The 23,501-nt window shown below is 74.3% G+C and carries 22 protein-coding genes; 11 read left to right on the top strand and 11 right to left on the bottom strand.

What is annotated here, in order from left to right; translation table 11 throughout:
- Positions 1-48: 48 nt before the first annotated feature.
- Positions 49-699: a hypothetical protein gene (locus tag OG447_RS24745; protein ID WP_266939409.1), complete on the top strand. Its 651-nt coding sequence runs from the start codon at positions 49-51 to the stop codon at positions 697-699.
- A 34-nt stretch (positions 700-733) separates the two neighbouring features.
- Here OG447_RS24745 and OG447_RS24740 read toward each other — a convergent pair whose 3' ends face one another.
- Both OG447_RS24740 and OG447_RS24735 read right to left on the bottom strand, forming a co-directional pair.
- Positions 734-3,205 carry an excinuclease ABC subunit UvrA gene (locus tag OG447_RS24740; RefSeq protein ID WP_266939408.1) on the bottom strand — a complete coding sequence of 824 codons (2,472 nt, stop codon included), beginning with the start codon at positions 3,203-3,205 and terminating at the stop codon, positions 734-736.
- Positions 3,206-3,210: 5 nt separating this feature from the next.
- Positions 3,211-4,233, bottom strand: coding sequence for an LLM class flavin-dependent oxidoreductase (locus OG447_RS24735; protein ID WP_266939407.1), 1,023 nt, complete (start codon positions 4,231-4,233; stop codon positions 3,211-3,213).
- 53 nt (positions 4,234-4,286) lie between these two features.
- On the opposite strand from OG447_RS24735, the gene OG447_RS24730 reads away from it, so the two are divergent.
- Positions 4,287-4,781 carry a hypothetical protein gene (locus OG447_RS24730; RefSeq protein ID WP_266939406.1) on the top strand — a complete coding sequence of 165 codons (495 nt, stop codon included), beginning with the start codon at positions 4,287-4,289 and terminating at the stop codon, positions 4,779-4,781.
- Between the two features lie 173 nt (positions 4,782-4,954).
- Here OG447_RS24730 and OG447_RS24725 read toward each other — a convergent pair whose 3' ends face one another.
- On the bottom strand, positions 4,955-5,170 hold the full coding sequence (locus OG447_RS24725) for a dodecin (RefSeq protein ID WP_266939405.1): 216 nt from the start codon (positions 5,168-5,170) through the stop codon (positions 4,955-4,957).
- A 171-nt stretch (positions 5,171-5,341) separates the two neighbouring features.
- Here OG447_RS24725 and OG447_RS24720 point away from each other — a divergent pair, with 171 nt between their 5' ends.
- The 3 genes from OG447_RS24720 (at position 5,342) to OG447_RS24710 (ending at position 8,487) form a co-directional block, all read left to right on the top strand.
- Entirely contained in the window at positions 5,342-6,598 is a 1,257-nt protein-coding gene (locus OG447_RS24720) for an extracellular solute-binding protein (protein WP_266940132.1), read from the top strand.
- A 126-nt stretch (positions 6,599-6,724) separates the two neighbouring features.
- Positions 6,725-7,597, top strand: coding sequence for a GNAT family N-acetyltransferase (locus OG447_RS24715; protein WP_266939404.1), 873 nt, complete (start codon positions 6,725-6,727; stop codon positions 7,595-7,597).
- Complete coding sequence (locus OG447_RS24710) at positions 7,594-8,487, top strand: 1-acyl-sn-glycerol-3-phosphate acyltransferase (protein ID WP_266939403.1); 894 nt, start codon at positions 7,594-7,596, stop codon at positions 8,485-8,487. The genes OG447_RS24715 and OG447_RS24710 overlap by 4 nt, the downstream gene beginning before the upstream one ends.
- Here OG447_RS24710 and egtD read toward each other — a convergent pair.
- Genes egtD through egtA form a run of 4 tightly spaced genes read right to left on the bottom strand, consistent with a single transcriptional unit; the run spans position 8,418 to position 12,815 of the window.
- On the bottom strand, positions 8,418-9,392 hold the full coding sequence (gene egtD / locus OG447_RS24705; protein WP_266939401.1) for an L-histidine N(alpha)-methyltransferase: 975 nt from the start codon (positions 9,390-9,392) through the stop codon (positions 8,418-8,420). The two genes, OG447_RS24710 and egtD, sit on opposite strands and share 70 nt — an antisense overlap.
- Positions 9,389-10,162, bottom strand: coding sequence for an ergothioneine biosynthesis protein EgtC (gene egtC, locus OG447_RS24700; protein ID WP_266939400.1), 774 nt, complete (start codon positions 10,160-10,162; stop codon positions 9,389-9,391). The genes egtD and egtC overlap by 4 nt, the downstream gene beginning before the upstream one ends.
- Positions 10,162-11,475, bottom strand: a complete 1,314-nt coding sequence (gene egtB / locus OG447_RS24695) for an ergothioneine biosynthesis protein EgtB (protein ID WP_266939399.1) — start codon at positions 11,473-11,475, stop codon at positions 10,162-10,164. Before egtB ends, egtC begins: the two co-directional genes overlap by 1 nt.
- Positions 11,472-12,815, bottom strand: coding sequence for an ergothioneine biosynthesis glutamate--cysteine ligase EgtA (gene egtA / locus OG447_RS24690; protein WP_266939398.1), 1,344 nt, complete (start codon positions 12,813-12,815; stop codon positions 11,472-11,474). The genes egtB and egtA overlap by 4 nt, the downstream gene beginning before the upstream one ends.
- Positions 12,816-12,926: 111 nt before the next feature.
- Here egtA and OG447_RS24685 point away from each other — a divergent pair, with 111 nt between their 5' ends.
- Positions 12,927-13,781, top strand: a complete 855-nt coding sequence (locus OG447_RS24685; protein WP_266939397.1) for a TIGR02452 family protein — start codon at positions 12,927-12,929, stop codon at positions 13,779-13,781.
- A gap of 103 nt (positions 13,782-13,884) precedes the next feature.
- Here OG447_RS24685 and OG447_RS24680 read toward each other — a convergent pair whose 3' ends face one another.
- The 4 genes from OG447_RS24680 to OG447_RS24665 form a co-directional block, all read right to left on the bottom strand.
- On the bottom strand, positions 13,885-14,349 hold the full coding sequence (locus OG447_RS24680; RefSeq protein WP_266939396.1) for a type II toxin-antitoxin system PemK/MazF family toxin: 465 nt from the start codon (positions 14,347-14,349) through the stop codon (positions 13,885-13,887).
- A 40-nt stretch (positions 14,350-14,389) separates the two neighbouring features.
- A complete protein-coding gene (locus tag OG447_RS24675) occupies positions 14,390-15,892 on the bottom strand; it encodes an amidase (RefSeq protein WP_266939395.1) in 1,503 nt (500 codons plus the stop codon).
- 59 nt (positions 15,893-15,951) lie between these two features.
- On the bottom strand, positions 15,952-16,647 hold the full coding sequence (locus tag OG447_RS24670; RefSeq protein WP_266939394.1) for an alpha/beta fold hydrolase: 696 nt from the start codon (positions 16,645-16,647) through the stop codon (positions 15,952-15,954).
- Between the two features lie 103 nt (positions 16,648-16,750).
- A complete protein-coding gene (locus OG447_RS24665) occupies positions 16,751-16,879 on the bottom strand; it encodes a hypothetical protein (protein ID WP_266939393.1) in 129 nt (42 codons plus the stop codon).
- Between the two features lie 498 nt (positions 16,880-17,377).
- Between OG447_RS24665 and OG447_RS24660 the strand changes: the two genes are divergently transcribed.
- From OG447_RS24660 to OG447_RS24640, 5 genes are all read left to right on the top strand, one after another.
- Positions 17,378-18,424, top strand: coding sequence for a LacI family DNA-binding transcriptional regulator (locus OG447_RS24660; protein WP_266939392.1), 1,047 nt, complete (start codon positions 17,378-17,380; stop codon positions 18,422-18,424).
- A 266-nt stretch (positions 18,425-18,690) separates the two neighbouring features.
- Positions 18,691-19,890 (top strand): thiolase family protein, encoded by a 1,200-nt coding sequence (locus tag OG447_RS24655; RefSeq protein ID WP_266939391.1) that lies wholly within the window; start codon positions 18,691-18,693, stop codon positions 19,888-19,890.
- Positions 19,891-20,068: 178 nt separating this feature from the next.
- Positions 20,069-21,508 carry an aldehyde dehydrogenase family protein gene (locus OG447_RS24650; protein WP_266939390.1) on the top strand — a complete coding sequence of 480 codons (1,440 nt, stop codon included), beginning with the start codon at positions 20,069-20,071 and terminating at the stop codon, positions 21,506-21,508.
- Positions 21,509-21,602: 94 nt separating this feature from the next.
- Positions 21,603-22,028, top strand: a complete 426-nt coding sequence (locus tag OG447_RS24645; RefSeq protein WP_323181849.1) for a thioredoxin family protein — start codon at positions 21,603-21,605, stop codon at positions 22,026-22,028.
- A 41-nt stretch (positions 22,029-22,069) separates the two neighbouring features.
- A complete protein-coding gene (locus OG447_RS24640; RefSeq protein ID WP_266939388.1) occupies positions 22,070-23,500 on the top strand; it encodes an NAD(P)/FAD-dependent oxidoreductase in 1,431 nt (476 codons plus the stop codon).
- The last annotated feature ends 1 nt before the right edge of the window (position 23,501 follow it).

The following is a 23,501-nucleotide window of genomic DNA, read 5'->3' as shown; positions in this document are numbered from 1 at the left end:
GCCGCGCCGCGCCCCGGCCGCGCCCGGCCGTCGGAGACAGTGGGCCCCATGCCACACGCCCCCGCCGGGTCCGGACCGCGCCGCAGAGCCGTGCTGGCCGCCGCCCTCGCCCCCCTGGCGGGAGCCGGGTGCGCGGCCGAGGAGAAGCCCCGCCGCCCGGCCCCCGGCGCGCCGGCCGCGCCCAAGGACGCCCTGGTCATGGTGATCCGGCACGCGGAGAAGCCGTACGCCGGTGCCACCGGCGAGGACGAGGAGGGCAACGAGGACCCGGGCTACCTCGCCGGCCGGGGCTGGCGCCGCGCCGAGGAACTGCCGCGCCTGTTCCAGCAGTCCCGCGGCTCCGTCCTGCCCCGCCCCGCGGCGGTCTTCGCGGCCGGCGGCCGGGCGGGAGCCCCGGAGCGCTGCCGGCAGACCGTGACGGCCCTGGCCACGGCGCTGCGCACCCCCGTCCGCGGCGAGTTCGCCGTCGGCGCCGAACCGGCCCTGGCCCGTGCCGCGCTGGCCGCCGCTACGCCCGTCCTCATCTGCTGGGAGCACAGCGGCATCCCCCGCCTGGTCCGGGCCCTCGGCGCCCACGAGGTGCTCGGCGTTCCCTCGGCCTGGCCCGACCGCTACGACCTCGTCTGGATGTTCACCCGCCGCCAGGGCCGCTGGAGCTTCCGCGAACTGCCGCAGGAACTGCTGCCCGGCGACGCCTAGTGCTGTGGCTGGAAAGGTTCACCGGGTCACAGCACTAGAGCAGGGCCCGCCCCAGGTAGTCCGCCGTGCGGGTCCCGGTTGCTGCCGCCACCTCCGCGGGGGTGCCCGCCGCCACGATCGTGCCGCCCTCCGTGCCGCCGCCCGGGCCCAGGTCGATGACCCAGTCCGCGCCCGCCACCACCGACATGTCGTGCTCCACGACCACCACCGAATGCCCGGCGTCCACCAGCCCGTGCAACTGCCCGAGCAGCACCCGCACATCGGCCGGATGCAGCCCCGTCGTCGGCTCGTCCAGCAGGTACAGGGTGTGGTCCCGGCGCAGCAGCTGGAGTTCCGTGGCCAGCTTGATCCGCTGCGCCTCCCCGCCCGACAGCTCCGTCGCGGGCTGCCCCAGCCGCAGGTACCCCAGCCCGATGTCCTCCAGCGCCCGCAGGCTGCGCGCCGCCGCCGGGACCTCCGCGAAGAAGGCGGCCGCGGACTCCACCGTCAGGGACAGCACCTCCGCGATGTCCAGCCCCGCGTACCGGACCTCCAGGGTCTCGGCGTTGTACCGCGCACCGGCGCATTCCGGGCACGGGGCGTACGTACTCGGCAGGAACAGCAGCTCCACCGAGACGAACCCCTCGCCCTGGCAGGTCTCGCACCGGCCGCCCGCCACGTTGAAGGAGAACCGGCCCGCCTTCCAGCCGCGCGCCCTGGCCTCCGGCGTCGCCGTGAAGAGCTTGCGCACCACGTCGAACAGCCCGGTGTAAGTGGCCAGGTTGGACCGCGGGGTCCGGCCGATGGGCTTCTGGTCCACCTCCACCAGCCGCCGTACGGGGAAACCGGGCTCGGCGAGCCGGTCCGCGACCTCCCGGGCCAGCGCCTGCCCGACCAGCGTGGACTTCCCGGACCCCGACACCCCGGTCACCGCCGTGAACACCCCGAGGGGGAACTGCGCGTCCACGTTCCGCAGGTTGTGCCGGTCCACGCCGTGCAGCTGCACCGCGCCCGTCGCCTTGCGCACCGGGCGCGGCGAGGCACGGCGCGCGGCCCCGTCCGCCGGGAAGAGGTGGCGCGCCGTCGCCGACCGCTCCACGCCCGCCAGCTGCTGCGGAGGCCCGCTGTACAGCACCTGCCCGCCGTGCTCCCCGGCCAGCGGGCCGACGTCCACGAGCCAGTCCGCGTGCCGCACCACGTCGAGGTGGTGTTCCACGACGAACACCGTGTTCCCGGCCTCCTTGAGCCGGTCCAGTACGCCGAGCAGGGCTTCGGTGTCGGCCGGGTGCAGCCCCGCCGAGGGCTCGTCCAGGACGTACACCACCCCGAACAGCCCCGACCGCAGCTGCGTCGCCAGCCGGAGCCGTTGCAGCTCGCCGGCGGACAGCGTGGGCGCCGTACGGTCCAGGCTCAGATACCCGAGCCCGAGCTCCACGACCGGGCCGATCCGGGACCGCAGGTCCTCGGCGAGCACCCGCGCCGCCTCGCCGTCCACCTGCGCGGAGGCGAGTACGCCGTCCAGCTCGGTCAGCGGCAGCCCCGCCAGCTGGGCGATCGTACGCTCCGCGAAGGTCACGGCCAGCGCCTCGGGCCGCAGTCGCCGCCCCTCGCACACCGGGCACGGCGAATCGGCGAGGAACCGTTCGGCGCGGGCCCGCAGGGTGGGGCTCTTGCTGCCGGAGAAGGTCCGCATCACGTAGCGGTGGGCGCTCATGTACGTGCCCTGGTAGGGCCGTTGGATGCGGTCGGCCTCCCGCACCGGGTGCACGGTGACCACCGGCTGCTCCTCGGTGAACAGGATCCACTCGCGGTCCTTCGCCGACAGCTCCCGCCAGGGCCGGTCCACGTCGTGGCCGAGCGTCTCCAGGATGTCCCGCAGGTTCTTGCCCTGCCAGGCGCCCGGCCAGGCGGCGATGGCACCTTGACGGATCGACAGTTCCGGGTCGGGAACGAGGAGTTCCTCGCTGGTCCGGTGGATCCGGCCGAGGCCGTGGCAGGAAGGGCAGGCGCCCGCGGCGGTGTTGGGGGAGAAGGCGTCGGAGTCGAGCCGTTCGGCGCCCGGGGGGTAGGTGCCCGCCCGGGAGTACAGCATCCGCAGGGAGTTGGACAGCAGGGTGACCGTACCGACCGAGGAGCGCAAGCCGGGGGAGGAGCGGCGCTGCTCCAGTGAGACGGCGGGCGGCAGCCCGGTGACGGAGTCCACCTTCGGGGCGCCGACCTGGTGGATGAGGCGCCGCGCGTACGGGGCCACCGACTCGAAGTAGCGGCGCTGGGCCTCGGCGTAGAGCGTGCCGAAGGCGAGCGAGCTCTTCCCGGAGCCGGAGACGCCGGTGAACACGGTCAGCGCGTCGCGCGGGATGTCCACGTCGACGCCGCGCAGGTTGTGTTCCCGGGCGCCCCGGACGCGGACGTACGGATCGCGGCCGTGAGGGCCACCGACGTACGGATCGCGTGTGCCGGGGTCGTGGACGGAAGGCTCACGGACGTCGGGCGCACGGGCGGCGGAAGGATCGGCGGACTGGTGCATTCGCCCTATTTTAGAGCCCGGGCGGGTGACGGCGCGTGGGGGAGCCCGGCGATCCGGGCCAGCCGCGCGAAGGAGTCCAGCAGTGCGGTCCGGTCGTAGGTGGACGTGGTGACCAGCAGTTCGTCCGCCCCGGTCAGTCCGGCGACCTCGGACAGCTCCGCCGCGACCTGCTCCTGCGTGCCGTGGATGTGCCCGGAGAGGGCGCGTTCGTACAGTTCCCGCTCCTTCGGGGTCATGGCCAGCGTCTCGATCTCCTCGGCGGGGCGCAGCGGCGGGAAGCTGCCCCGGGTGCGGGAGTACGCGAGGGACCAGGCCTCCGGGACCAGGATCCGCCGGGCCTCCTCGGCCGTGGCGGCGACCGCCACGGTCCCGGAGACCACGACGTACGGCTCGGCGCCCCACGCGGAGGGACGGAACTCCGTGCGGTACCTCTCGACCACCTCCGCGACCCGGCCCCGGGCCCGCAGGTCGCCGACCACCATCGGCAGCCCGGCCCGGGCGGCGATCGCGGCGCCCTCGCCGGTGGCCAGCACGTAGGCCGGTACCCGCAGGCCTTCGGCGGGCCGGGCGTGCACCTCGGGGTGGGCCTGCTGCGTGCCGTCGAGCCAGCCCAGCAGCTCGGTCAGCTGCTCCTCGAAGCGGTCGGCGTCCTCGACCTCGCGGCCCAGCGCGCGCCGGATGCCGTTCGTGAAGCCGACCGAGCGGCCGAGGCCCATGTCGATCCGGCCCGGGAAGAGGGATTCCAGGACCCCGAACTGCTCCGCGACGACCAGCGGCTGGTGATTGGGCAGCATCACTCCGCCCGTGCCGACCCGGATCCGCCGGGTCGCTCCGGCTACGGCGGCCGCCAGCACGGTCGGCGCGGAACCGGCCACTCCGGGCACGCTGTGGTGCTCCGAGACCCAGAAGCGGTGGTAGCCGAGCTCCTCGGCCGCGCGGGCCAGTTCCACGGTGTCGCGCAGGGCCTGCGGGGCCGGGTGGCCCTCGCGGATGCGGGACCGGTCGAGTATGGAGAGTTGTCGGATCACACCGTTCTCAACGCCCGGGACCCGCCAGGATTCCCCGGCCTACGCTGGGGCGCATGAGTGAGATCAACAACCGCCGGCCGCTGGCCGTCTTCGACATCGACAACACCCTGGCCGACACCGCGCACCGCCAGCACTTCCTGGAGCGCCGCCCCCGGGACTGGAGCGGCTTCTTCGGCGCGGCCCAGGCCGATCCGCCGCTCGCGCGCGGCGTGGCGCTGGCGGGGGAGAGCGCGGCGGACTGCGAGGTGGTGTACCTGACCGGGCGGCCGGAGCGCTGCCGGGCGGACACGGAGGACTGGCTCGGCCGGCACGGGCTGCCCGAGGGGCGGCTGTGGATGCGCGGTGACCAGGACCGCCGGCCCGCCCGCACGACGAAGCTGGAGGTCCTCCGGCGGATCGCCCGGGGCCGGGAGGTGCGCGTGCTCGTCGACGACGACGAGCTGGTCTGCCAGGCGGCCCGGGCGGCCGGCTTCCGCGTGGTGCGGGCGGACTGGGCGCAGGACGCGCCGGAACTCAAGGCCGCCCAGGAGAGCGAGGGCCGGACCTGAGCCGTCCGCGGCGGTCGGTCCCGGGCGGTCGGTCCCGGGCGGTCCGTCCCGCGTGGTCCGTCCCGCGCGGTCCGTCCGCGGCAGTCCGGAAGGCCCGGCGGGCAGTCCCCGCCGGTCCGTCCGTGCCGACCCCTCTACGCCGGACCGCCCCCCCGGCGGCTCGTCCGGGCCGGTCAGTCCTCGCCCTCGAGGCGGAAGCCGACCTTGAGTCCGACCTGGTAGTGCGCGATCTCACCGTTCTCCATGTGCCCGCGCACCTGGACGACCTCGAACCAGTCCAGGTTCCGCACGGTCTGGCCCGCCCGGGCGATGCCGTTGCGGATGGCCTGATCGATGCCCTCGTGGGACGTGCCGACGATTTCGGTCACCCGGTACGTGTGGTTGGACATAGGGGTCTCCCGACGCTGGGGGGCTTTTGCCTTGTTCTACGGTGCCCCAGTAAGTCCGGCTCCGCGAACTTTGCGTGAACAGTCCCGAGCCGCAGCCCCTTGACCCGCCCATTGGTCTATGCCAATTTCAAGCCATCTGAGATCCGTCCCCAGAAGGTGACCTTCGTGAAGATGCGCTTCCTCGCCCTGTGCACCGCCCTCGCGGCCGCGACCGCGCTCACCGGCTGCAGCCAGTTGGCCGGCTCCGGCGGAGGGCCGCAGAAGGTGACGCTCTGGCTGATGAAGGGCAGTGCCTCGGACGACTTCATCGACAAGTTCACCGAGTCCTTCGAGAAGGAGCACCCCGGCACCGACCTCGACGTCAGGATCCAGGAGTGGACGGGCATCGGCGACAGGGTCAACGCCGTGCTCGACGGCACGAGCAAGGAGAGCGCCGACGTCATCGAGGTCGGCAACACCCAGGTCGCCCAGTACATCGAGACCGGCGGCCTCTCCGAACTCACCCTCGAGGGCCTGCGCGAGTGGGGCAGCAAGGACTGGCTCAAGGGCCTGGCCGACCCGGGAAGCGTCGACGGGGCCCAGTACGGCGTCCCCTGGTACGCCGCCAACCGCCTGGTGATCTACAACAAGGACCTCTTCGCCCACGCCGGCGTCAAGACCCCGCCGAAGAACCGCCAGGAGTGGATCCAGGCCACCCAGAAGCTCGACAAGGGCGACCAGCAGGGCATCTACCTCGCGGGCCAGAACTGGTACGTCCTCGCCGGTTTCATCTGGGACGAGGGGGGCGAACTCGCGGTCGAGGCCGGCGGCCAGTGGGTCGGCACCCTCGACGAGGAGAAGGCCCTGGCCGGCATGGAGTTCTACAAGCAGCTGCAAGGCCTCGGCGACGGCCCCAAGGACGCCGACGAGGAGACGCCCCCGCAGTCCCAGGTCTTCGCCCGGGGCCAGGTCGCCCAGATCATCGCCCCGCCCGGCCAGGCCGCCGAGATCGAGGCGGCCAACCCCGCTCTGAAGGGGAAGCTCGGCTTCTTCCCGATCCCCGGCAAGAGCTCCGACAAGGCGGGCTCCGTGTTCACCGGCGGCTCCGACCTGATCATCCCGGAGCGGACCGGGCAGCGGGCCGCCGCGGTGGACGTGATCACGGCCCTGGTCAGCGAGAAGTGGCAGAGCGAGCTGGCCCGCACGATGAGCTACGTACCGAACAAGACCACCCTCGCGCACGTCGTCGAAGGCAACGAGGGCGCCACCAACATGGCCCCCGGCGCCGCCCAGGGCCGGGCCACGCCCAAGTCCGCCCGCTGGGCCGAGGTCGAGGCCGAGAACCCCATCAAGCCGTTCATGACGGCCGTGCTCACCGGACAGGACCCCAAGCAGGCCGCCAGGACCGCCTCGGACGCGATCAGCAGGGTGCTCAGCTCCGACCGCTGAGTTCAGCGTCCGCACATCCAAGAGCCGCTGGGCTGTCATGTCGAATCCAGCCGGTCACGGAAGAAGTAAAGGAGCCAGGTCGCACACCTGCCGGCCTGGCCCTCCGTGCCCGGATCAGGAGCCGCCATGACCATCGCCCCCCTGTCCCCGTCCGCCCTTCCCCCGGCCACCAGCCCCCTCCCCACCGCCCTCCCCACCCCCGTCCCCTCCGCCGTTCCCGCGCAGTCCCCGCTGCGCCCGGTCCGGGCCGCCGGCGCCGCCGCCGCCGACGGCCCCCGCTACGCCGTACGGCTGGCCCGCGACGAGGACGAGGTGCGCGCCGCCCAGCGGCTGCGCCACCAGGTCTTCGCCGGAGAGCTCGGCGCCCGCCTCGACGGACCCGAGCCCGGCCTGGACTCCGACGCCTTCGACGCGTACTGCGACCACCTCCTCGTCATCGAGGAGGAGACCGAGCAGGTCGTCGGCACCTACCGGCTCCTGCCCCCGGAGCGCGCGGCCGTCGCCGGGCGCCTCTACTCCGAGGGCGAATTCGACCTCTCCGCCCTCGCGCCCATCCGCCCCGACCTGGTCGAGGTCGGCCGCTCCTGCGTCCACCCCGACCACCGCAACGGCGCCGTCATCGCCCTGATCTGGGCCGGGCTCGCCCGCTACATGGACCGCTCCGGGCACAACTGGCTCGCCGGCTGCTGCTCGATACCGCTCGCCGACGGCGGGGTCCTGGCCGCCGCGACCCGCGAGGCCGCCCTGGCCCGCGCCTCCGCCCCCCAGGAGTACCGGGTCACCCCCCACCTCCCCTGGAACCCCGAGGGCATCACCTTCCCCGCCCGCATGGAACTGCCCCCGCTGCTGCGCGGCTACCTGCGCCTGGGTGCCTGGGTCTGCGGCGAGCCCGCCCTCGACGCCGAGTTCGGATGCGCCGACCTGTACGTGCTGCTCTCCCTGCGCCGCACGAACCCGCGCTACCTCAAGCACTTCCTCTCGCTCGCCCCCGGCGCATGAGCGTCTGGCTGCCCACCTCGCCCTGCACCCCCGAGGCCTGCGCCGGCCACGAGGGGCGCACCGCGAGCGTCCCGCACGCGGTACTGAGGCTCGTCACCGCCGTCGCCCTGATCCTCCTCGGGATCCTGGGCGCCCCGCCGGTCCGGCTGCTGCCGGCCGGCCCCCGGCACGTCCTGGTGCGGGCCTGGTCGGCCGCGCTGGTACGGGCCTTCGGCATCCGGATCACCGTGCTGGGAAACCCCGGCCCGGACGGCGGCCGCCTGGTCGTCGCCAACCACATCTCCTGGCTGGACATCCCCCTCGTCGCGGCGGTCCTGCCCTGCCGGATGCTGGCCAAGAGCGACATCCGCGACTGGCCGGTGCTCGGCCGGCTCTCCAGAGGGGCCGGAACCCTCTTCATCGAACGCGACCGGATCCGCGCCCTGCCCGCCACCGTCGAGGCCGTCACCCGCGCCCTGCTGGCCGGCGACCGGGTCACCGTCTACCCCGAGGGCTCCACCTGGTGCGGGCGCGCCCGGGGCACCTTCCGCAGGGCCGCCTTCCAGTCGGCCCTGGACGCACGGGTCCCCGTACAGCCCGTGCGCCTCGCCTACCTCGGCTGCGACGGGCAGCCGGCCGGGGCGCCCGCCTTCGTCGGGGACGATCCGCTGACCGCCTCGCTGTGGCGGATCGCCCGGTCCCGCGGGGTACGGGCCGAGGTCCGGCTGCTGCCGCGGATCCCGCCGGGCCGGTACGCGGACCGGCGGGACCTCGCGGCAGCCGCTCAGCGGGCGGTGGCCGCGGCCCATCCCGCGGCGCCCGCACTGCCGGGCATCCCCGGTCAGCCCGCCAAGCCGTCGGCCACCGACAAGGACAGGGCGAAGCGGCCGGCGGCATCCGTCCACCAGTGAGTCAACTCCATCCCGGCGGCGGCCAGTTCCTTGCGCACGCCGTCCTCACGGAACTTCGCCGAGATCTCCGTCAGGATCTCCTCACCCGCCGCGAACGGCACGACCAGATCCAGGGTCCGGATCTTCACCAGCACCTCCGACCGGGCCCGCAGCCGCATCTCGATCCACTCCTGCTCCCGGTTCCACACCGCCACATGGGCGAAGTCGGCGGTGTGGAAGTCCCCGCCCAGTTCCCGGTCGATGACGGCCAGCACGTTCTTGTTGAACTCGGCCGTGACACCCAGCGCGTCGTCGTACGCCGCCACCAGCACGGCCTCGTCCTTCACCAGGTCCGTACCCATCAGCAGCGCGTCCCCGGGTGACAGCATCGCCCGTACGGACGCCAGGAACACGGCCCGCTCCGGCGGCAGCAGGTTCCCGACCGTCCCGCCCAGGAACACGACCAGCCGCGGCCCGGGGGAGTCCGGCAGGTGCAGCGCCTTGGTGAAGTCGGCCAGCAGGGCGTGCACCCGCAGCCCCGGATGGTCCGCGAGCAGCGCCTCGGCCGCCCCGGTCAGGGCGCTCTCGCTCACGTCCACCGGTACGTAGGTGTCCAGCGCGGGCATCGCCTCGATCAGGTGCCGGGTCTTCTCGGAGGAGCCGGAGCCCAGCTCCACCAGGGTGCGGGCCCCGGTCGCCGCGGCGATCTCGCCGGCCCGGGCCAGCAGGATCTCCCGCTCGGCGCGCGTCGGGTAGTACTCCGGCAACCGGGTGATCTCCTCGAAGAGCTCACTGCCCCGCGCGTCGTAGAACCACTTCGGCGGAAGCACCTTCGGGCTGTGGGTCAGCCCGTGCAGCACATCCGTCCGCAGAGCGGATTCCGCGGTGTGCTCGTCGAGCGTACGGGTCAACTGGAAGTCACTCACAGCACTCCTTCTTCGTGCGCGGTTCCCTTGAGCGGGATCAGCTCGACCCGCGTGCGGGTGGCGGTCAGCAGGGTCCGGTCGGGCACTTCGCACCACCGGGCGTCGTCGTCGTAGGGCTCGGACGCCACCACCGTGCGCCGGGCCCGCGGGTCGGCCAGGTACCAGAGCGAATCGCCCCAGGCCGTCGCGGAGATCGTGACCCCGTCCGTCAGCAGCAGGTTCAGCCGGGAACCGGGCGCGGCCGAGGCCAGCTCCCGGACCGGCTCGGCCAGCGCCGTGCCCAGGTCGTCCCCGGCGCGCAGCCGCCGCAGGACCAGCGCCCAGATGAAGGCCGAGTCCGTTCGCGCGGCCAGCCGGAGCAGCTCCGCCGGCGGCAGCCCGGCCGCGAGCGGCGCCGCCGCTTCGGGCCAGTCCCGTACCGCCCCGTTGTGGCTGAACAGCCACGGCCCGTCCGCGAACGGGGCCGCCGCGGCCTCCCCGTCGGCCCCCGCCCAGGTGGCGTCCCGTACGGCGGCCAGCAGCGCCTCGCTGCGCACCACGCGCGCCAGATCGGCGAGGCCCAGGTCCCCCCAGGCCGGCCCGGACCGCCGGTAGCGGGCGGGTACCGGATCGCCCTCGGCGTACCAGCCGACGCCGAAACCGTCGGCGTTGACCGTGCCGTACCGCTGCCGCCGCGGCTCCCAGGACTGCCGCACCAGCGAATGCTCCGGATCGCTCAGCACCCGGGCGAGGGCCACCTCCGGCCCCAGATAAGCGAGATGACGGCACATCAGACATCCCTCGCGGTCCGGAAGCCGGAGAAGATCTGCCGCCGGACCGGAAGGTCCCAGTTGCGGAAGGTGCCCCGGCAGGCCACCGGGTCCACCGCGAAGGAACCGCCCCGCAGCACCTTGTGCTCCGGCCCGAAGAACACCTCCGAGTACTCGCGGTAAGGGAAGGCCCGGAAGCCCGGGTACGGCAGGAAATCGGAGGAGGTCCACTCCCAGACGTCGCCGATCAGCTGACGCACCCCGAGCGCGGACGCCCCGGCCGGGTAGCTGCCCGCGGGGGCCGGGCGCAGGTGGCGCTGCCCGAGATTGGCGTGCGCGGGGGTCGGGTCCGCGTCGCCCCACGGGTAGCGGGTCGAGCGGCCGGTCGCCGGATCGTGCCGGGCGGCCTTCTCCCACTCCGCCTCCGTGGGCAGACGGCGCCCCGCCCAGCGGGCGTAGGCGTCCGCCTCGTACCAGCTGACGTGCAGCACCGGCTCCTCGCCGGGCACCGGCTCGGTCACCCCGAAGCGGCGGCGCAGCCAGACGTCGCCCTCCCGGTGCCAGAACAGCGGCGCCTCGATGCCGTGCCCGCGGATCTGCTCCCAGCCCGCCGGCGCCCACCAGCGGGGCTCGCGGTAGCCGCCGTCCGCCATGAACGCCTGGTACGCGGCGTTGGTCACCGGCGTCGTGTCGATCCAGAACGCCGCGGTCTCGCGGACGTGGGCGGGCCGCTCGTTGTCCAGCGACCACGGCTCGGCCGACGTGCCCATCGTGAACGGGCCCCCGGCTACGAGGACTTCCGCGGCGGCGGGCGGCGGGCCCTGCGGCGGATCCGGCTCCGGGGCCGTCAGCACCGGTGCCCCCGCCCGCAGCTGATGGGTGATCAGCATCGTCTCGTCGTGCTGCTGCTCGTGCTGCGCGATCATCCCGAAGACGTAGCCCCCGTCGAGCAGGGCGGTGCCCTCCAGCGGGGTGCGCTCCAGCAGGTCGAAGACCCGGCCCCGCACCTCGGCCGCGTACCTACGGGCCTCGGCGGGACCCAGCAGGGGCAGCTTCGGCCGCTCGGCACGGGGATGCTCGAAGGCGTCGTAGAGCGGATCGATCTCGGGGCGCATCGACTCGCGCCCCGCGACGTTGCGCAGCAGCCAGAGCTCCTCCATGTTGCCGATGTGCGCCAGGTCCCACACCAGGGGGGACATGAGGGGGGAGTGCTGTGCGGTCAGGTCCTGGTCGCTCACGGCGTCGGTGAGCCCGGCCGTACGGGCCCGGGCCGCGGACAGCGCGGCGGCCGCCCGCTCCCGCAGACCCTCCTGGGAGGGGGTTTCGGTGGTCACTGACTCGCGTCCTTCCCGGTGGGCCCGTGAGTGGGCCGGTCGTCGGCCGGGCAGCGGCCGCGCAGTACGTAGCGCTCCGCGAAGGCGCCGACCGCGTCCTGGACCCGCGTGCTCGCCCCGAGCCGGGGCAGCGCCTCGGCGGCGGCGCGGAAAGCGGCGACGGCGGCGGAGCGCAGCTCCGGATCGGCCAGCCCGTTGCGGGCGGCGGACCGCCACAGCGGATTGCGCGGCGAGGGCTCGGGCCCGTACGCGTCGGCCAGCCCCTTGGCCACCCGGTACGCGCACTCGGCGGCCTCCTGGTCGTCGAACAGCGCGTGCACCACGGCCACCGGCACCAGCCAGCCGTCCTCGCCGGGCTGCGCGTCGACCATCCGCAGCTCCAGGTGGCCGCGCGGCCGTACGGGCGGGAACAGCGTGGTCAGGTGGTACTCCAGGTCCTGGGCGGTGGGCGGCCTGGGGCCGCCGCCGCGCAGCCACGAACGGAAGGTCAGCCCCCGGGGCACCTGCCAGGTCCCGTCCTCGGCGGACCGTACGCACATCACCTCGGTGTCCAGCGCGTGCCGGGTCCACCCGTTGCGCGGCTCCGCGTCCAGCGGCGGGGCGAGGGTGCGCCGGTGGTCCAGATCGCTCCATATGCCCTGGCGGGCGCTGCGCCAGCCCGTGTAAGGGCCCTCGGTGGCCGGTGAGTTGGCGAAGGCGGCGACGAGCACCGCGCCCAGCAGGTGCGCCATCCGCCAGCGCCGGCCGTGACCGAGCGGGCCCGGCTCCTCCTGCCCGGCGTCCACGCACACCTGCACGGACGCGGTGGAGCGCATCATGGCGCGCCCGGCGGGGCCGGTGCGGTCGAAGTAGGTTTCCATCGCGTCGTAGCGCGGGCTGTTCAGCAGCCGGCGGTGCGGGCGGCGCGGGTCCGCGCCCAGGCCTTGCAGGATCAGCCCTTGGGCCCGCAGGGCGGCCCGTACGGCGGTGAGGTCCTGCTGGAGGCCGTCGACGCAGCCGGTGAGGCCGGTGGCCGGGGCGGAGCTGAGTTCCAGCTGGCCGCCGGGTTCGACGGTGAGCCGGGAGCGCAGGGGCAGGGCGCGGGCCGCTTCGTGCGCGGCGGCCAGCCGCTCGGGCGGCAGCGGCAGCCAGGGCCGCTCGGCGTCCAGCACCAGCCATTCGAGCTCGGAGCCGAGCAGCCGGGGCGGACCGGTCTTGAAGCAGATGCCGCGCAGCAGGTCCTCGGCGGCATCCTCGGTGAGGGGGGCGGAGGCGGAGCCCGGCGATTCCGGGGCCGGCGGCCGGACCGGGGTGTCCGTGTGGCGCGGTGGGGCGTTCGGTGCGGGTGAGTCCTGAGGCATGACCGGGATCCTAATCTCCTGTCGCTGACCGAGACTTCACCCCTGACGGCCGCTTCCAGCCGGTCTGGAAAATGCTTTGAGGCTTCGGGTCGCGTCGCCGACGATGGCGGTGTGAGCAGCAGATTGCGGGAGATCGCGCGGGAGAACGCGGACCTACTGGAGGCCGGTGGGTACCGGACGGGATCGGGACGGCAGGTCTCCCTGGCCGCCGCCCTGGCGGAAGCCAAGGCAGGAACCAGGATATATGGCCCAAACCGGAACATTCCAGACGGGCAACCGGTGGCCGGAGCCGTACCGACGGCGATCGAGGTCACCGGGGAGAGCAGCACGGCCGCCGCCCGCAGGCTCGCGGTGGACGGCTCCCGGGCGGTGCCCGTGGCGGTCCTGAACTTCGCCTCGGCCCGCAATCCCGGGGGCGGCTACGTCCGCGGCGCCAAGGCCCAGGAGGAGGCGCTGTGCCGGGCCTCGGCCCTGTATCAGACGCTGCTGGAGGCCCCGGAGTACTACGAGGTCCACCGCGCGGAGCGCAGCACTTTCTACACCGACCGGGTGATTCACTCGCCCGGGGTCCCCGTATTCCGTGACGACCGGGGCGGTCTGCTGGAGACGCCCTTCCGGGCCGGTTTCCTCACCTCCCCGGCGCCGAACGCGGGCACGATCCGCCGCCAGGAGCCGGAGCGCGTCGCCGAGATCCCCGGGGCGCTCGCCCGGCGTGCGGAGCTGGTCCTGGAGGTGGCGGCCCTGCACGGGTATCCGCGGCTGGTGCTGGGCGCCTGGGGGTGCGGGGTGTTCCAGAACGACCCGGCCGAGGTGGCGGAGGCCTTCCGGGGGCTGCTGGCCGGGCGTTTCGCTCAGGTGTTCGAGCGTGTGGTCTTCGGGATCCTCGACCGCAAGCCGGAGACCCGGGAGGCCTTCGAACGCGCCTTCGCCGGCCTCGCCGGCCCGTCCGGCCCGGCCGCTCCGTAGGGCGGCCGGAGCCTTCGGCGAGGCGAGGCGCGGTGCCGGGCGGGGGGGGGCCCGGCCCGCCGTGACCGGCGCTTGGCGTGGTGGGACCTGTCCAGCCACAGCGCTAGCGCCAGCCGTAGCGCTCCCGCAGCCGGTCCACCACCAGCTGGAACCGGCCCCGGTCCAGCGCGCACGCCTCGCGGCGCATGCCCGACTCGTGCACCCGGAGCACCCGGTCCACGTCCACCCAGGACTCCCGCCCGGCGTTGTCCCAGGGCCCCGTCCCGATCGGCACCCACTCCTGGTCCCCGTCGTGCCGCTTGCTCGACAGCTGTACGGCGAGCAGCGTGCTCCCGCCCGGCTCCCGGGCCACCACCAGCACCGGCCGGTCCTTGCCCCGCCCGTCGTTCTCCTCGTACGGGACCCAGGTCCAGACGATCTCGCCGGGATCGGGGTCGCCATCGGGGTCGGGGGCGTACTCGGTGCGTACGGGGCCGATGGCGCGCGGATCGGCCTCGGTGGTCGCGGTGGCGCCGTCCCGTCCGGGCTGCTCGATGTGGCCGTTGCTCTGATGCGAAAGTGCCGTCATCCGGGCGAGATTACTGGCTCGGGCGGACCCTGCACGACGGCTACCCGCTCCGGTCCGCCGCGCCGCCGTCGAACTCCGCCGCGCCGCCGCCGAAGCCGGCGGGCCAGCGCGAGGACCAGGCCTGCGCCGCCTCCACCTGCGCGGCCAGCGACAGCAGCAGCGGTTCGGAGTCCGCGGGGCCCAGGAGCTGGGCGCCCAGCGGGAGGCCCTCGTCCGTGAAGCCCGCCGGGATGTTCACCCCCGGCCAGCCCAGCACGTTCCACGTCCAGGCGTACGGGCAGGCGGCGATCATCGCCCGGTCCGTGGCCATCGTCCCCAGACCGGCCAGCGCCCCGATCCGCAGCGCGGGCGTGGCCGTCGTCGGTGTCAGCACCACGTCGAAGCGCCCGAAGACCTCCCCGACCCGCCGTTGCAGGGCCGCCTCCGCCCGACGGGAGATCCGCAGTGCCAGCCCGCCCAGCATCCGGCCCGTGCGCACCGCCCCGTGCGTGCGCGGGTCCAGCAGCGAGCGGTCCGGCACCAGGGCCGCCAGGTCCCGTACCCCGCTGGTCGCCCGGGGTACGAAGGCCAGGCCGACCGGGCCGTACCGGGGGTCCTCCGGGACCACCTCGTGCCCCAGCGCCTCCAACTGCCCGGCCAGCCGCTCCACGGCCGAACGGACCTCCGGGTCCACGGACTTGGCGGTGGCGGTGAAGGCCGTCCCGAAGGACAGGGCGATCCGCAGCCGCCTCGGCGTACGCCGGGACGCCTCCACCGCCGAGATGCGCGCCGGGCGGTGCAGGTCCTGCGGATGCGGGCCGCTCGCCGCGTCCAGCAGGAGCGCGGCGTCCGCGACGGTGCGGGCCAGCACGCCGTTGACGGTGAGCCCGTGGAAGGCCTCGGGCTCCGGCCAGGTGGAGATGCGCCCGCGCTGCGGTTTCACGCCCACCAGATGGGTCCAGGCCGCGGGGATCCGGACGGAACCCGCGCCGTCGGACCCGAGCGCCGCCGGGACCAGCCCCGCCGCCACGGCGGCCGCGGAGCCGCCCGAGGAACCACCGGGCGTGTAGGCCGGGTTCCACGGATTGCGGGTCTCGCCGAAGGCCTCGCCCTCCGTGAAGGGCCACTGGCCCAGCTCCGGCGTCTGGGTCTTGCCGACGATCACCGCACCGGCCGCGCGCAGCCTCCGTACCGCCTCGCTGTCGGCGGTCTTCGGCGCGAACGCCCCGGCGCAGCCGAAGGCGGTCGGCTCCCCGGCCACGTCCATGTCGTCCTTGACGGCGAGCGGCACGCCCAGCAGTGGCAGCCGCTCCCCGGCGGCGAGTCGCCGGTCCGCCGCGTCGGCCTCCGCGAGCGCGGCCTCGGCGCGGACGATCCGGAAAGCATTGAGCTCCGGCTGCGCGGCGGCGATCCGGCGCAGCGCACGCTCGGTCAACTGCCGTGCGGAGACGCTGCCTTCGGCGAGCGCGGCGGCCATCTCCACCAGCCCGGAGGGAGGGCGTTCCGAAGTGGCCGCCGCGCCCCCCGAGCCCCTCGGGACCGTAGACGCTGAAGAATCCGACACCCGCGACCTCCCCATTACCGCTCAGTAAGTCGACAGTAACGGGCGCCGGTTGTACCCGGCTAGAGCCATCCCTCCAGTGACGCCATGAAACCGTCGAAGTCGTCCCGGTGGATGGTGTGTCCGGCGCCAGGGACCGAACGCACCTCGAAGCCGCGCGCCCCGAGGAGCGCTGCACGCTCCCCGTCGATCAGGAAACTGGGGTCGGCGAGCTGCACGAGCGAGGGGACCACCGGCGCGGCAGGCATCAGGTCCGAGCCGAGCAGCGGGGCGAGGCCGAGGGCGGTCGTCTCGTCCCACACGGCGAGGGTCTCCCGTTCGATGTCGACATCGGCCTCGTCCCAGCGCGGGTTCATGGCCCGGATCTGCTCCTTCGGCGCTGCCTTGAACCGCGCCAGCGCCTCCGGAGCCATGCCCTCGGCGGGACCGGCCAGATACCAGGCCGGGTCGGAGAACACCGCGCGCCGCGGCTTCAGTCGTCCTACGGCGAGGGAGAGGCTCAGGGCGCCCAGCGAGTGGCCGAGGGCGAGTTCGGCTCCGGTCGGCAGCGTTTCGACCAGGTCGTCGGCATAGAGCGCGGGGGTGTACTCGCCCCGCCCGCTGGCGCCGTGGCCGCGCAGGTCCACGGCGATGACGCGGTAACCGCGGTCGGCGAGGGCGGGACCGACCCGGCGCCAGGTCCGGTGGTCGGCCATCATGCCGTGGACGAGGAGCGCGAGGCGGTCGCCCTCGCCCCAGGTGTGGGTGTGGAGCCGCACGTTGGTGCCTTTCTGAAGGGTGTGAGGTACGGGAGGAGAGGTGCGGGAGGGGACGCGGGGCCGCTGAGCCGCGGAGGTCAGCGCACCCCGCGGACCCCGGCGATCAGGCCGAAGTCGGCGACCTCGTCCGCCGGTCGATGGGCTCGACCTGGAGGGCGAGCAGGACACCGGCCATGCCGGCGCAGAGGGCGTGCATCGCCGTGTTGCCGACGAGCAGCAGCGGCAGCAGCACGCGGTGGGGTGCGGCCGGTTCCGCGGGGCGGGCACCGGTCGTACCGGTGCCGGCCCGGGTGCGGTTCTGGCCACGAGGGCCTCCGAGGCAGGCGTGAGGGATGAGGGGATTGGGGTGACGGTCCGGGATGAGGGGGTGGTGACACGTGTCAGTGCGTGGTGTGGACCCTGTGTATCCCAGCCACTCGGCATTCCGCTAGACCCGCGGCCCGACCGAAATCGCCACCCGTGGCCCGGCGGCTGCCCGGCCGGGCGGTCTCGGATCGGGGCGGCAGCCGCCGTCGCTCCGGCGGGCCGGGGCCCGCTGCTCGGCGGAGCCCTCGTACGGCAGGGGGAGGGGTCGCGGATGCGCGGCGGGGCGGGGGGCGCGTCGTAGGGGGTGAGCGGGCTGCGAGGCCTCCGTGACACGAGCCAATGAATCGTGTCACCGCTGGGTAGCATTGGTTTCAGGCCATCCGCCGGTCCGCGGGAAAGATCGGTCTGGAAAGATGCCACGGCAATGTCTCAGTCATCGAAATCGCCGAAGCCGCCGACACCGGTCTCCGGTTCGTCCGCGCGGCCGCCCTCCGTGCCGACCAGCGCGGACGTGGCCCGTCTCGCGGGCGTGTCGCGCGCGACGGTCTCGTACGTGCTGAACAACGCGGAAGCCGTGCGCATCAGCGAGCCGACCCGCCGCAAGGTCCGCGAGGCCGCCGAGGAACTGGGGTACGTACCGCACGCCGCGGCGCGCAGTCTGCGGGCCGGGCACACCCGGATCGTCCTGCTGCCCACCTCGCACGTGCCCGTCGGTCCGCTCTACAGCACGTTCCTCAACGAGCTCCAGTGGGGGCTGCGACGCCTCGACTACACCGTCGTCCAGTACGGCAGCCTCGGCCTCACCGGCGACGAGGCCGCGCGGGCCTGGGCGGAACTGCGGCCGGTGGCGGTGATCTCGCTCGGCGAGATCACGCTCTCCGCGCACAACGTCGCCACCCTCAAACGCGCCGGGGCCCGCGCGGTGATCACCATGGGGCCGGGCAGCGTGCCGGGGGCTCACGCGCTGGTCATGGACCAGCAGGAGGTGGGCGCCCGGGCCGCCGCCCACCTGGTCGGGCGGGGCCACCGCCGGATCGGCGTCGTGGTCCCGGAGGAGGAGGGGCTCGAACTCTTCTCCGCGCCCCGGATCGCGGGCGCCCGTTCGGTGGAGGGGGCGGTGATCGAGGCCGTGCCGATGTCCTACTCGGAGGACTCGGCCGCGGCGCTGGCGGCCCGCTGGCGCGGGCTCGGCCTGGACGCGGTGTTCGCGTACAACGACGAGTACGCCATGCTGCTGATGCGCGCGCTGCAGGACGAGGGCCTGCGCATCCCCGGGGACGTCGCCGTCATCGGGGCCGACGACCTGCTGATCGGCCGGCTGCTGCGGCCCCGGCTGAGCACGGTCCGGATCGAGATGCCGACCGGGGACCACCTGGCGTCCCTGGTGGACCGCGCGGTGCGCGAACCGTCGGAGGTCACGGAGCGGCACGACCTGATGGCGGCCGTGGCCGTCCCCCGCGAGTCGACCTGACGCCGTGCCGTGCCGCTACCGGGCCGGGGCGGGACGCGCCGTACCGCTACCGGGCCGGGCCGTCGCAGGCGGGCCGGTCCCGAGCCGGCACCCGCCCCCGGCCCGCACCGGGAGGGCACCGGGCGCGGCCGGGGGCCGTTGACAGGTGGTGAGGGTCGGACGGAGACTGCGGGCGCGCCCCACCGGGCGCGCTCGGCGGTGCGGCCGTGCGGACACCCGCGCACCGGTGCGCCGCCGCCCGTACGGATCCGCCCAGGAGAGCCCCGATGAGCATCCGCACCGTCCGCGACGTGTACGTCGTCGACGCCGTCCGCACCCCGATCGGCAAGTTCGGCGGCGCCCTCGCCGGGGTCCGGCCGGACGACCTGGCCGCGCACGTGGTCCGCGCGCTGGTGGACCGTACGCCCGGTCTCGATCCGGCCCGCATCGACGACGTCGTCTTCGGCGACGCCAACGGTGCCGGCGAGGACAACCGGGACGTGGCCCGGATGGCCGTACTGCTGGCGGGCCTGCCCGTGACGGTGCCCGGGGTGACCGTCAACCGGCTCTGCGGATCCGGCCTCGAAGCCGTGGTCCAGGCGGCCCGCGCCATCGCCCTCGGCGACGCCTCCGTCGCCATCGCGGGCGGCGTCGAGTCGATGAGCCGCGCGCCCTGGGTGGTGCAGAAGCCCGAACGGGCCTTCCCCGCGGCCCACCAGCAGATGTGGTCCACCACCCTCGGCTGGCGGATGACCAACCCGCGGATGCCCGAGGAGTGGACCGGCTCGCTCGGGGAGGGCGCCGAGCTGGTAGCCGACAAGTACGCCATCACCCGCGAGGCGCAGGACGCCTTCGCCCTGGAGAGCCACCGCAAGGCGGCCGCCGCCTGGGCGGCGGGACAGTACGACGCGGAGGTGGTTCCGTACCCGGGCGTGGACCTGGTACGCGACGAGAGCATCCGCGAGGGGTCCACCCCCGAGGCGCTGGCCCGGCTGAAGCCCGCCTTCCGTACGGACGGCCGGGGCACGGTCACGGCCGGCAACGCCTCCCCGCTCAACGACGGCGCCGCCGCCCTGCTGCTGACCGACGAGGCGGGACTCGCGGCCACCGGGCGGGAGCCGCTCGCCCGGATCAGCACCTCCGCCGTCACCGGGATCGAGCCCCAGCTCTTCGGCCTCGGTCCGGTGGACGCCGTCCAGCGGGCCCTCGCCAAGGCCGGCCGCGGCCTCGGCGACCTGACCGCCTTCGAGCTCAACGAGGCCTTCGCCGCACAGGCGCTGGGCTGTCTCGCGGCCTGGCCGGAGCTCGACCCGGCCGTGGTCAACCCGCGGGGCGGCGCCATCGCGATCGGGCACCCCCTCGGCGCCTCGGGCGCCCGGCTGGCCGGCTCCGTCGCGCACCAACTGGCCGCCGCGGGCTCCGGTACGGGTCTGGCGGCGCTGTGCATCGGCGTCGGACAGGGCATCGCGCTCGTCCTCGAACGCTGAGGCCGCGACGATCGTTTCCGGTCACGGTCCACGGTCAACTGCCCAATAACTGAACAGAAGTGGCGCCTCCGGTCTGGCACGATGGCGCGTGCTGCCGCTCCGTCGCCGGTACTTCGCCGGGTACCGAGCCCGGCAGCCCGCCCGGCACCCGCCCATCCCCACCCGGAGGCCCCGCGCCATGCCGCTCCTCGACCCGACGTTCTGGCAGGACGGACCCACCCTCACCGGCGGCACCGCCCCGGTGGTCGAACCCGCCACCGGCCACACCCTCGCCACCCTCGACCTGGCCTCGCCCGCCGACGTCGCGGAAGCAGCCGTCCGGGCCGCCGCCGCACAGCGCGACTGGGCGCGGGCCACCCACCTCGAACGGGCGACCGTGCTGCGCCGCGCCGGGGACCTGTTCGCCGCGCACGCCGGTGAACTGCGGGACTGGCTGGTGCGGGAGTCCGGCTCCATACCAGGCAAGGCCGACTTCGAGCTGCACGTCGCCGCGCAGGAGTGCTACGAGGCCTCCGCGCTGGCCTCGCGCCCCGCCGGGCAGGTACTGGCCAGCGAATCACCCCGCCTCTCCTTCACCCGCCGGGTCCCGGCCGGGGTGGTGGGCGTGGTGGCCCCGTTCAACGCCCCGCTGATCCTGGCGATCCGCTCGGTCGCGCCGGCGCTCGCCCTGGGCAACGCCGTCCTGCTCAAGCCCGACCGGCGCACCGCCGTCTGCGGCGGCCTGGCACTCGCGGCCGTCTTCGCCGCCGCGGGCCTGCCGGCCGGACTGCTGCACGTGCTGCCCGGCGGCGCCGAGACCGGAGCCGCCGTCGTCGCCGACCCCCGGGTCCGCGTGGTGTCGTTCACCGGATCCACCGCCAGCGGCCGGGCCGTCGGCGAACTGGCGGGCCGTCACCTCAAGCGCACCCACCTGGAGTTGGGCGGGAACTCGGCCCTCGTCGTACTCCGCGACGCCGACGTCGAGGCCGCCGTGGCGCAGGCCTCCTGGGGCTCCTTCTTCCACCAGGGCCAGATCTGCATGACCGCCGGACGCCACCTCGTCCACGCCTCCCTCTACGACGAGTACGTCGAGCGGCTCGCCGCGCGGGCCGAGACCCTCGCGGTGGGGGACCCGTACCGCGAGCGGGTGCACCTGGGCCCGCTGATCGACCGTACCCAGCTGGAACGCGTGCACGCCCTGGTGGAGGCCAGCGCCGGACAGGGCGCCAAACTCGTCGCGGGCGGCACCCACCGGGACCTGTTCTACCGGCCGACCGTGCTCGCCGGCGTCGCCGACGACACCCCCGCCTACACGGAGGAGGTCTTCGGCCCGGTCGCTCCCGTACGGTCCTTCGCGACGGAGGAGGAGGCGGTGGCACTGGCCTCGGCGGGCCCGTACGGACTCTCCCTCGGCATCGTCACCCGGGACGTGGCACGCGGCCTCGACCTGTCGGAGCGCATCCCGACCGGGATCGTCCACATCAACGACCAGACGGTCAACGACGAGGCCGTGGCCCCCTTCGGCGGGGTCGGCGCCTCCGGCAACGGCTCCCGGTTCGGCGGCGAGGCCAACCTGGACGCCTTCACCGAACTCCGCTGGACCACGGCCCGCACCACCCCCGCCGCTCACCCGTTCTAGGAGCACCCGACCGAGCCCCCTCCCCGCGGCGGAATGCTGGGGGCGGGTCCTTCGTTCAAGGATGCAGACGGCTCAAACAGGAGGTCTGGACACCGTGGCTACAGTCGAGCTCACCAAGGAAAACTTCGACCAGACGGTCAGCGAGAACCCGTTCGTGCTGATCGACTTCTGGGCGGGCTGGTGCCGGCCGTGCCTGCAGTTCGCCCCGGTCTACGAGAAGGCCTCGGAGGCGCACCCGGATCTGGTCTTCGCCAAGGTGGACACCGAGGCGCAGCAGGAGCTCGCCGGCGCCTTCCAGATCACCTCGATCCCGACGCTGATGATCGTCCGGGACCAGGTGGCCATCTTCGCCCAGCCCGGCGCCCTGCCGGAAGCCGCCCTGACGGACCTCATCGGACAGGCCCGCGCCCTCGACATGGACGAGGTACGCGCGAAGATCGCCGAATCCCAGCAGCCGGGCGCCCAGCAGCCGCGCCCCGCGGACCTCTACCCGCACGACCCCGGCACGCCGGACGCCTGAGTGCGTGACGCGGCCCCCGGCCAGCGGTGACACTGGCCCGTATGACTGAAGCCGTGGAGTACGACGTCGTGGTGCTCGGCGGGGGGCCGGCCGGCGAGAACATCGTCGACCGGACCCGCGCCGCCGGGCTGAGCACCGCCCTGGTGGAGAGCGAACTCGTCGGCGGGGAATGCTCGTACTGGGCCTGCATCCCGAGCAAGGCCCTGCTGCGCCCCGTACTGGCCCGCGCCGACGCGCGCCGGGTGCCGGGGCTGGCGCAGGCCGTCGGGGGGCCGCTGGACACGGCGGCGGTCCTCGCGCACCGGGACTACTGGACCGGCAACTGGAAGGACGAGGGCCAGATCGACTGGCTCGACTCCATCGGTGCCCATGTGTACCGCGGTCACGGCCGGCTCTACGGGGTCCGGAAGGTCGCCGTCACCAGCCCCGAGGGCGAACACCACGTGCTCGCCGCCCGGCACGCGGTGGTCGTCGCCACCGGCACCCGGGCGGTGATCCCCGACCTGCCCGGGATCGAGGGGGCCCGGCCGTGGACCAGCCGGGAGGCCACCTCCGCGCAGGAGGCGCCCGGCCGGCTGCTGATCGTGGGGGGCTCCGTCGTGGCCGCCGAGATGGCCACCGCCTGGCAGGGCCTGGGTTCCCAGGTCACCGTCCTCGTCCGCGGCCCCCGGCTGCTGCCGAGGATGGAGCCGTTCGCCGGTGAGCTGGTCGCGGAGGCGCTGACCGAGGCCGGCGCGGTGGTCCGTACGGGCGTGACCGTCGAGGCCGTCGTACGGGACGGCCCGACCGGGCCCGTCACGGTGGTGCTCGAGGGCGGCGAGACCCTGGAGGGCGACGAACTGCTGATGGCCACGGGCCGTTCACCGCGCACCGAGGACATCGGGCTGGAGACCGTCGGCCTGACCCCCGGGGACTGGATCGGGGTGGACGACAGCTGCCGGGTCCCCGGACACGACTGGCTGTACGCCGTCGGGGACGTCAACCACCGTGCGCTCCTCACCCATCAGGGCAAGTACCAGGCCCGGATCGCGGGCGCCGCCATCGCCGCCCGGGTCGTCGGCATCCCCGCGGCGGACACGGGCGACTGGGGCGCGCACGCGGCCACCGCCGACACACGGGCCCTCACGCAGGTGGTCTTCACCGACCCGGAGGCCGCCGCGGTCGGCCTCAGCCTGGCCGAGGCGGAACGGGCCGGCCACCGGGTTCGCGCCGTGGACTACGACCTGTCCAAGGTCTCCGGTGCCGGCCTGTACGCCGACGGCTACCGCGGCCGGGCCCGCATGATCGTCGACCTGGACCGCGAAGTCCTGCTCGGCGCGACGTTCGTCGGCCCGGGCGCGGCGGAGCTCCTCCACTCCGCCACCGTCGCCGTCGCCGGGGAGGTCCCGATCGCCCGCCTGTGGCACGCGGTCCCGGCCTTCCCCACCATCAGCGAGGTCTGGCTGCGCCTCCTGGAGGCCTACCGGGGTTAGG

This window comes from Streptomyces sp. NBC_01408 (assembly GCF_026340255.1).
Taxonomy (GTDB): Bacteria; Actinomycetota; Actinomycetes; order Streptomycetales; family Streptomycetaceae; genus Streptomyces.
Note: the sequence above shows the minus strand (reverse complement) of the source record. Positions and strands in the feature narration are given on the sequence as shown.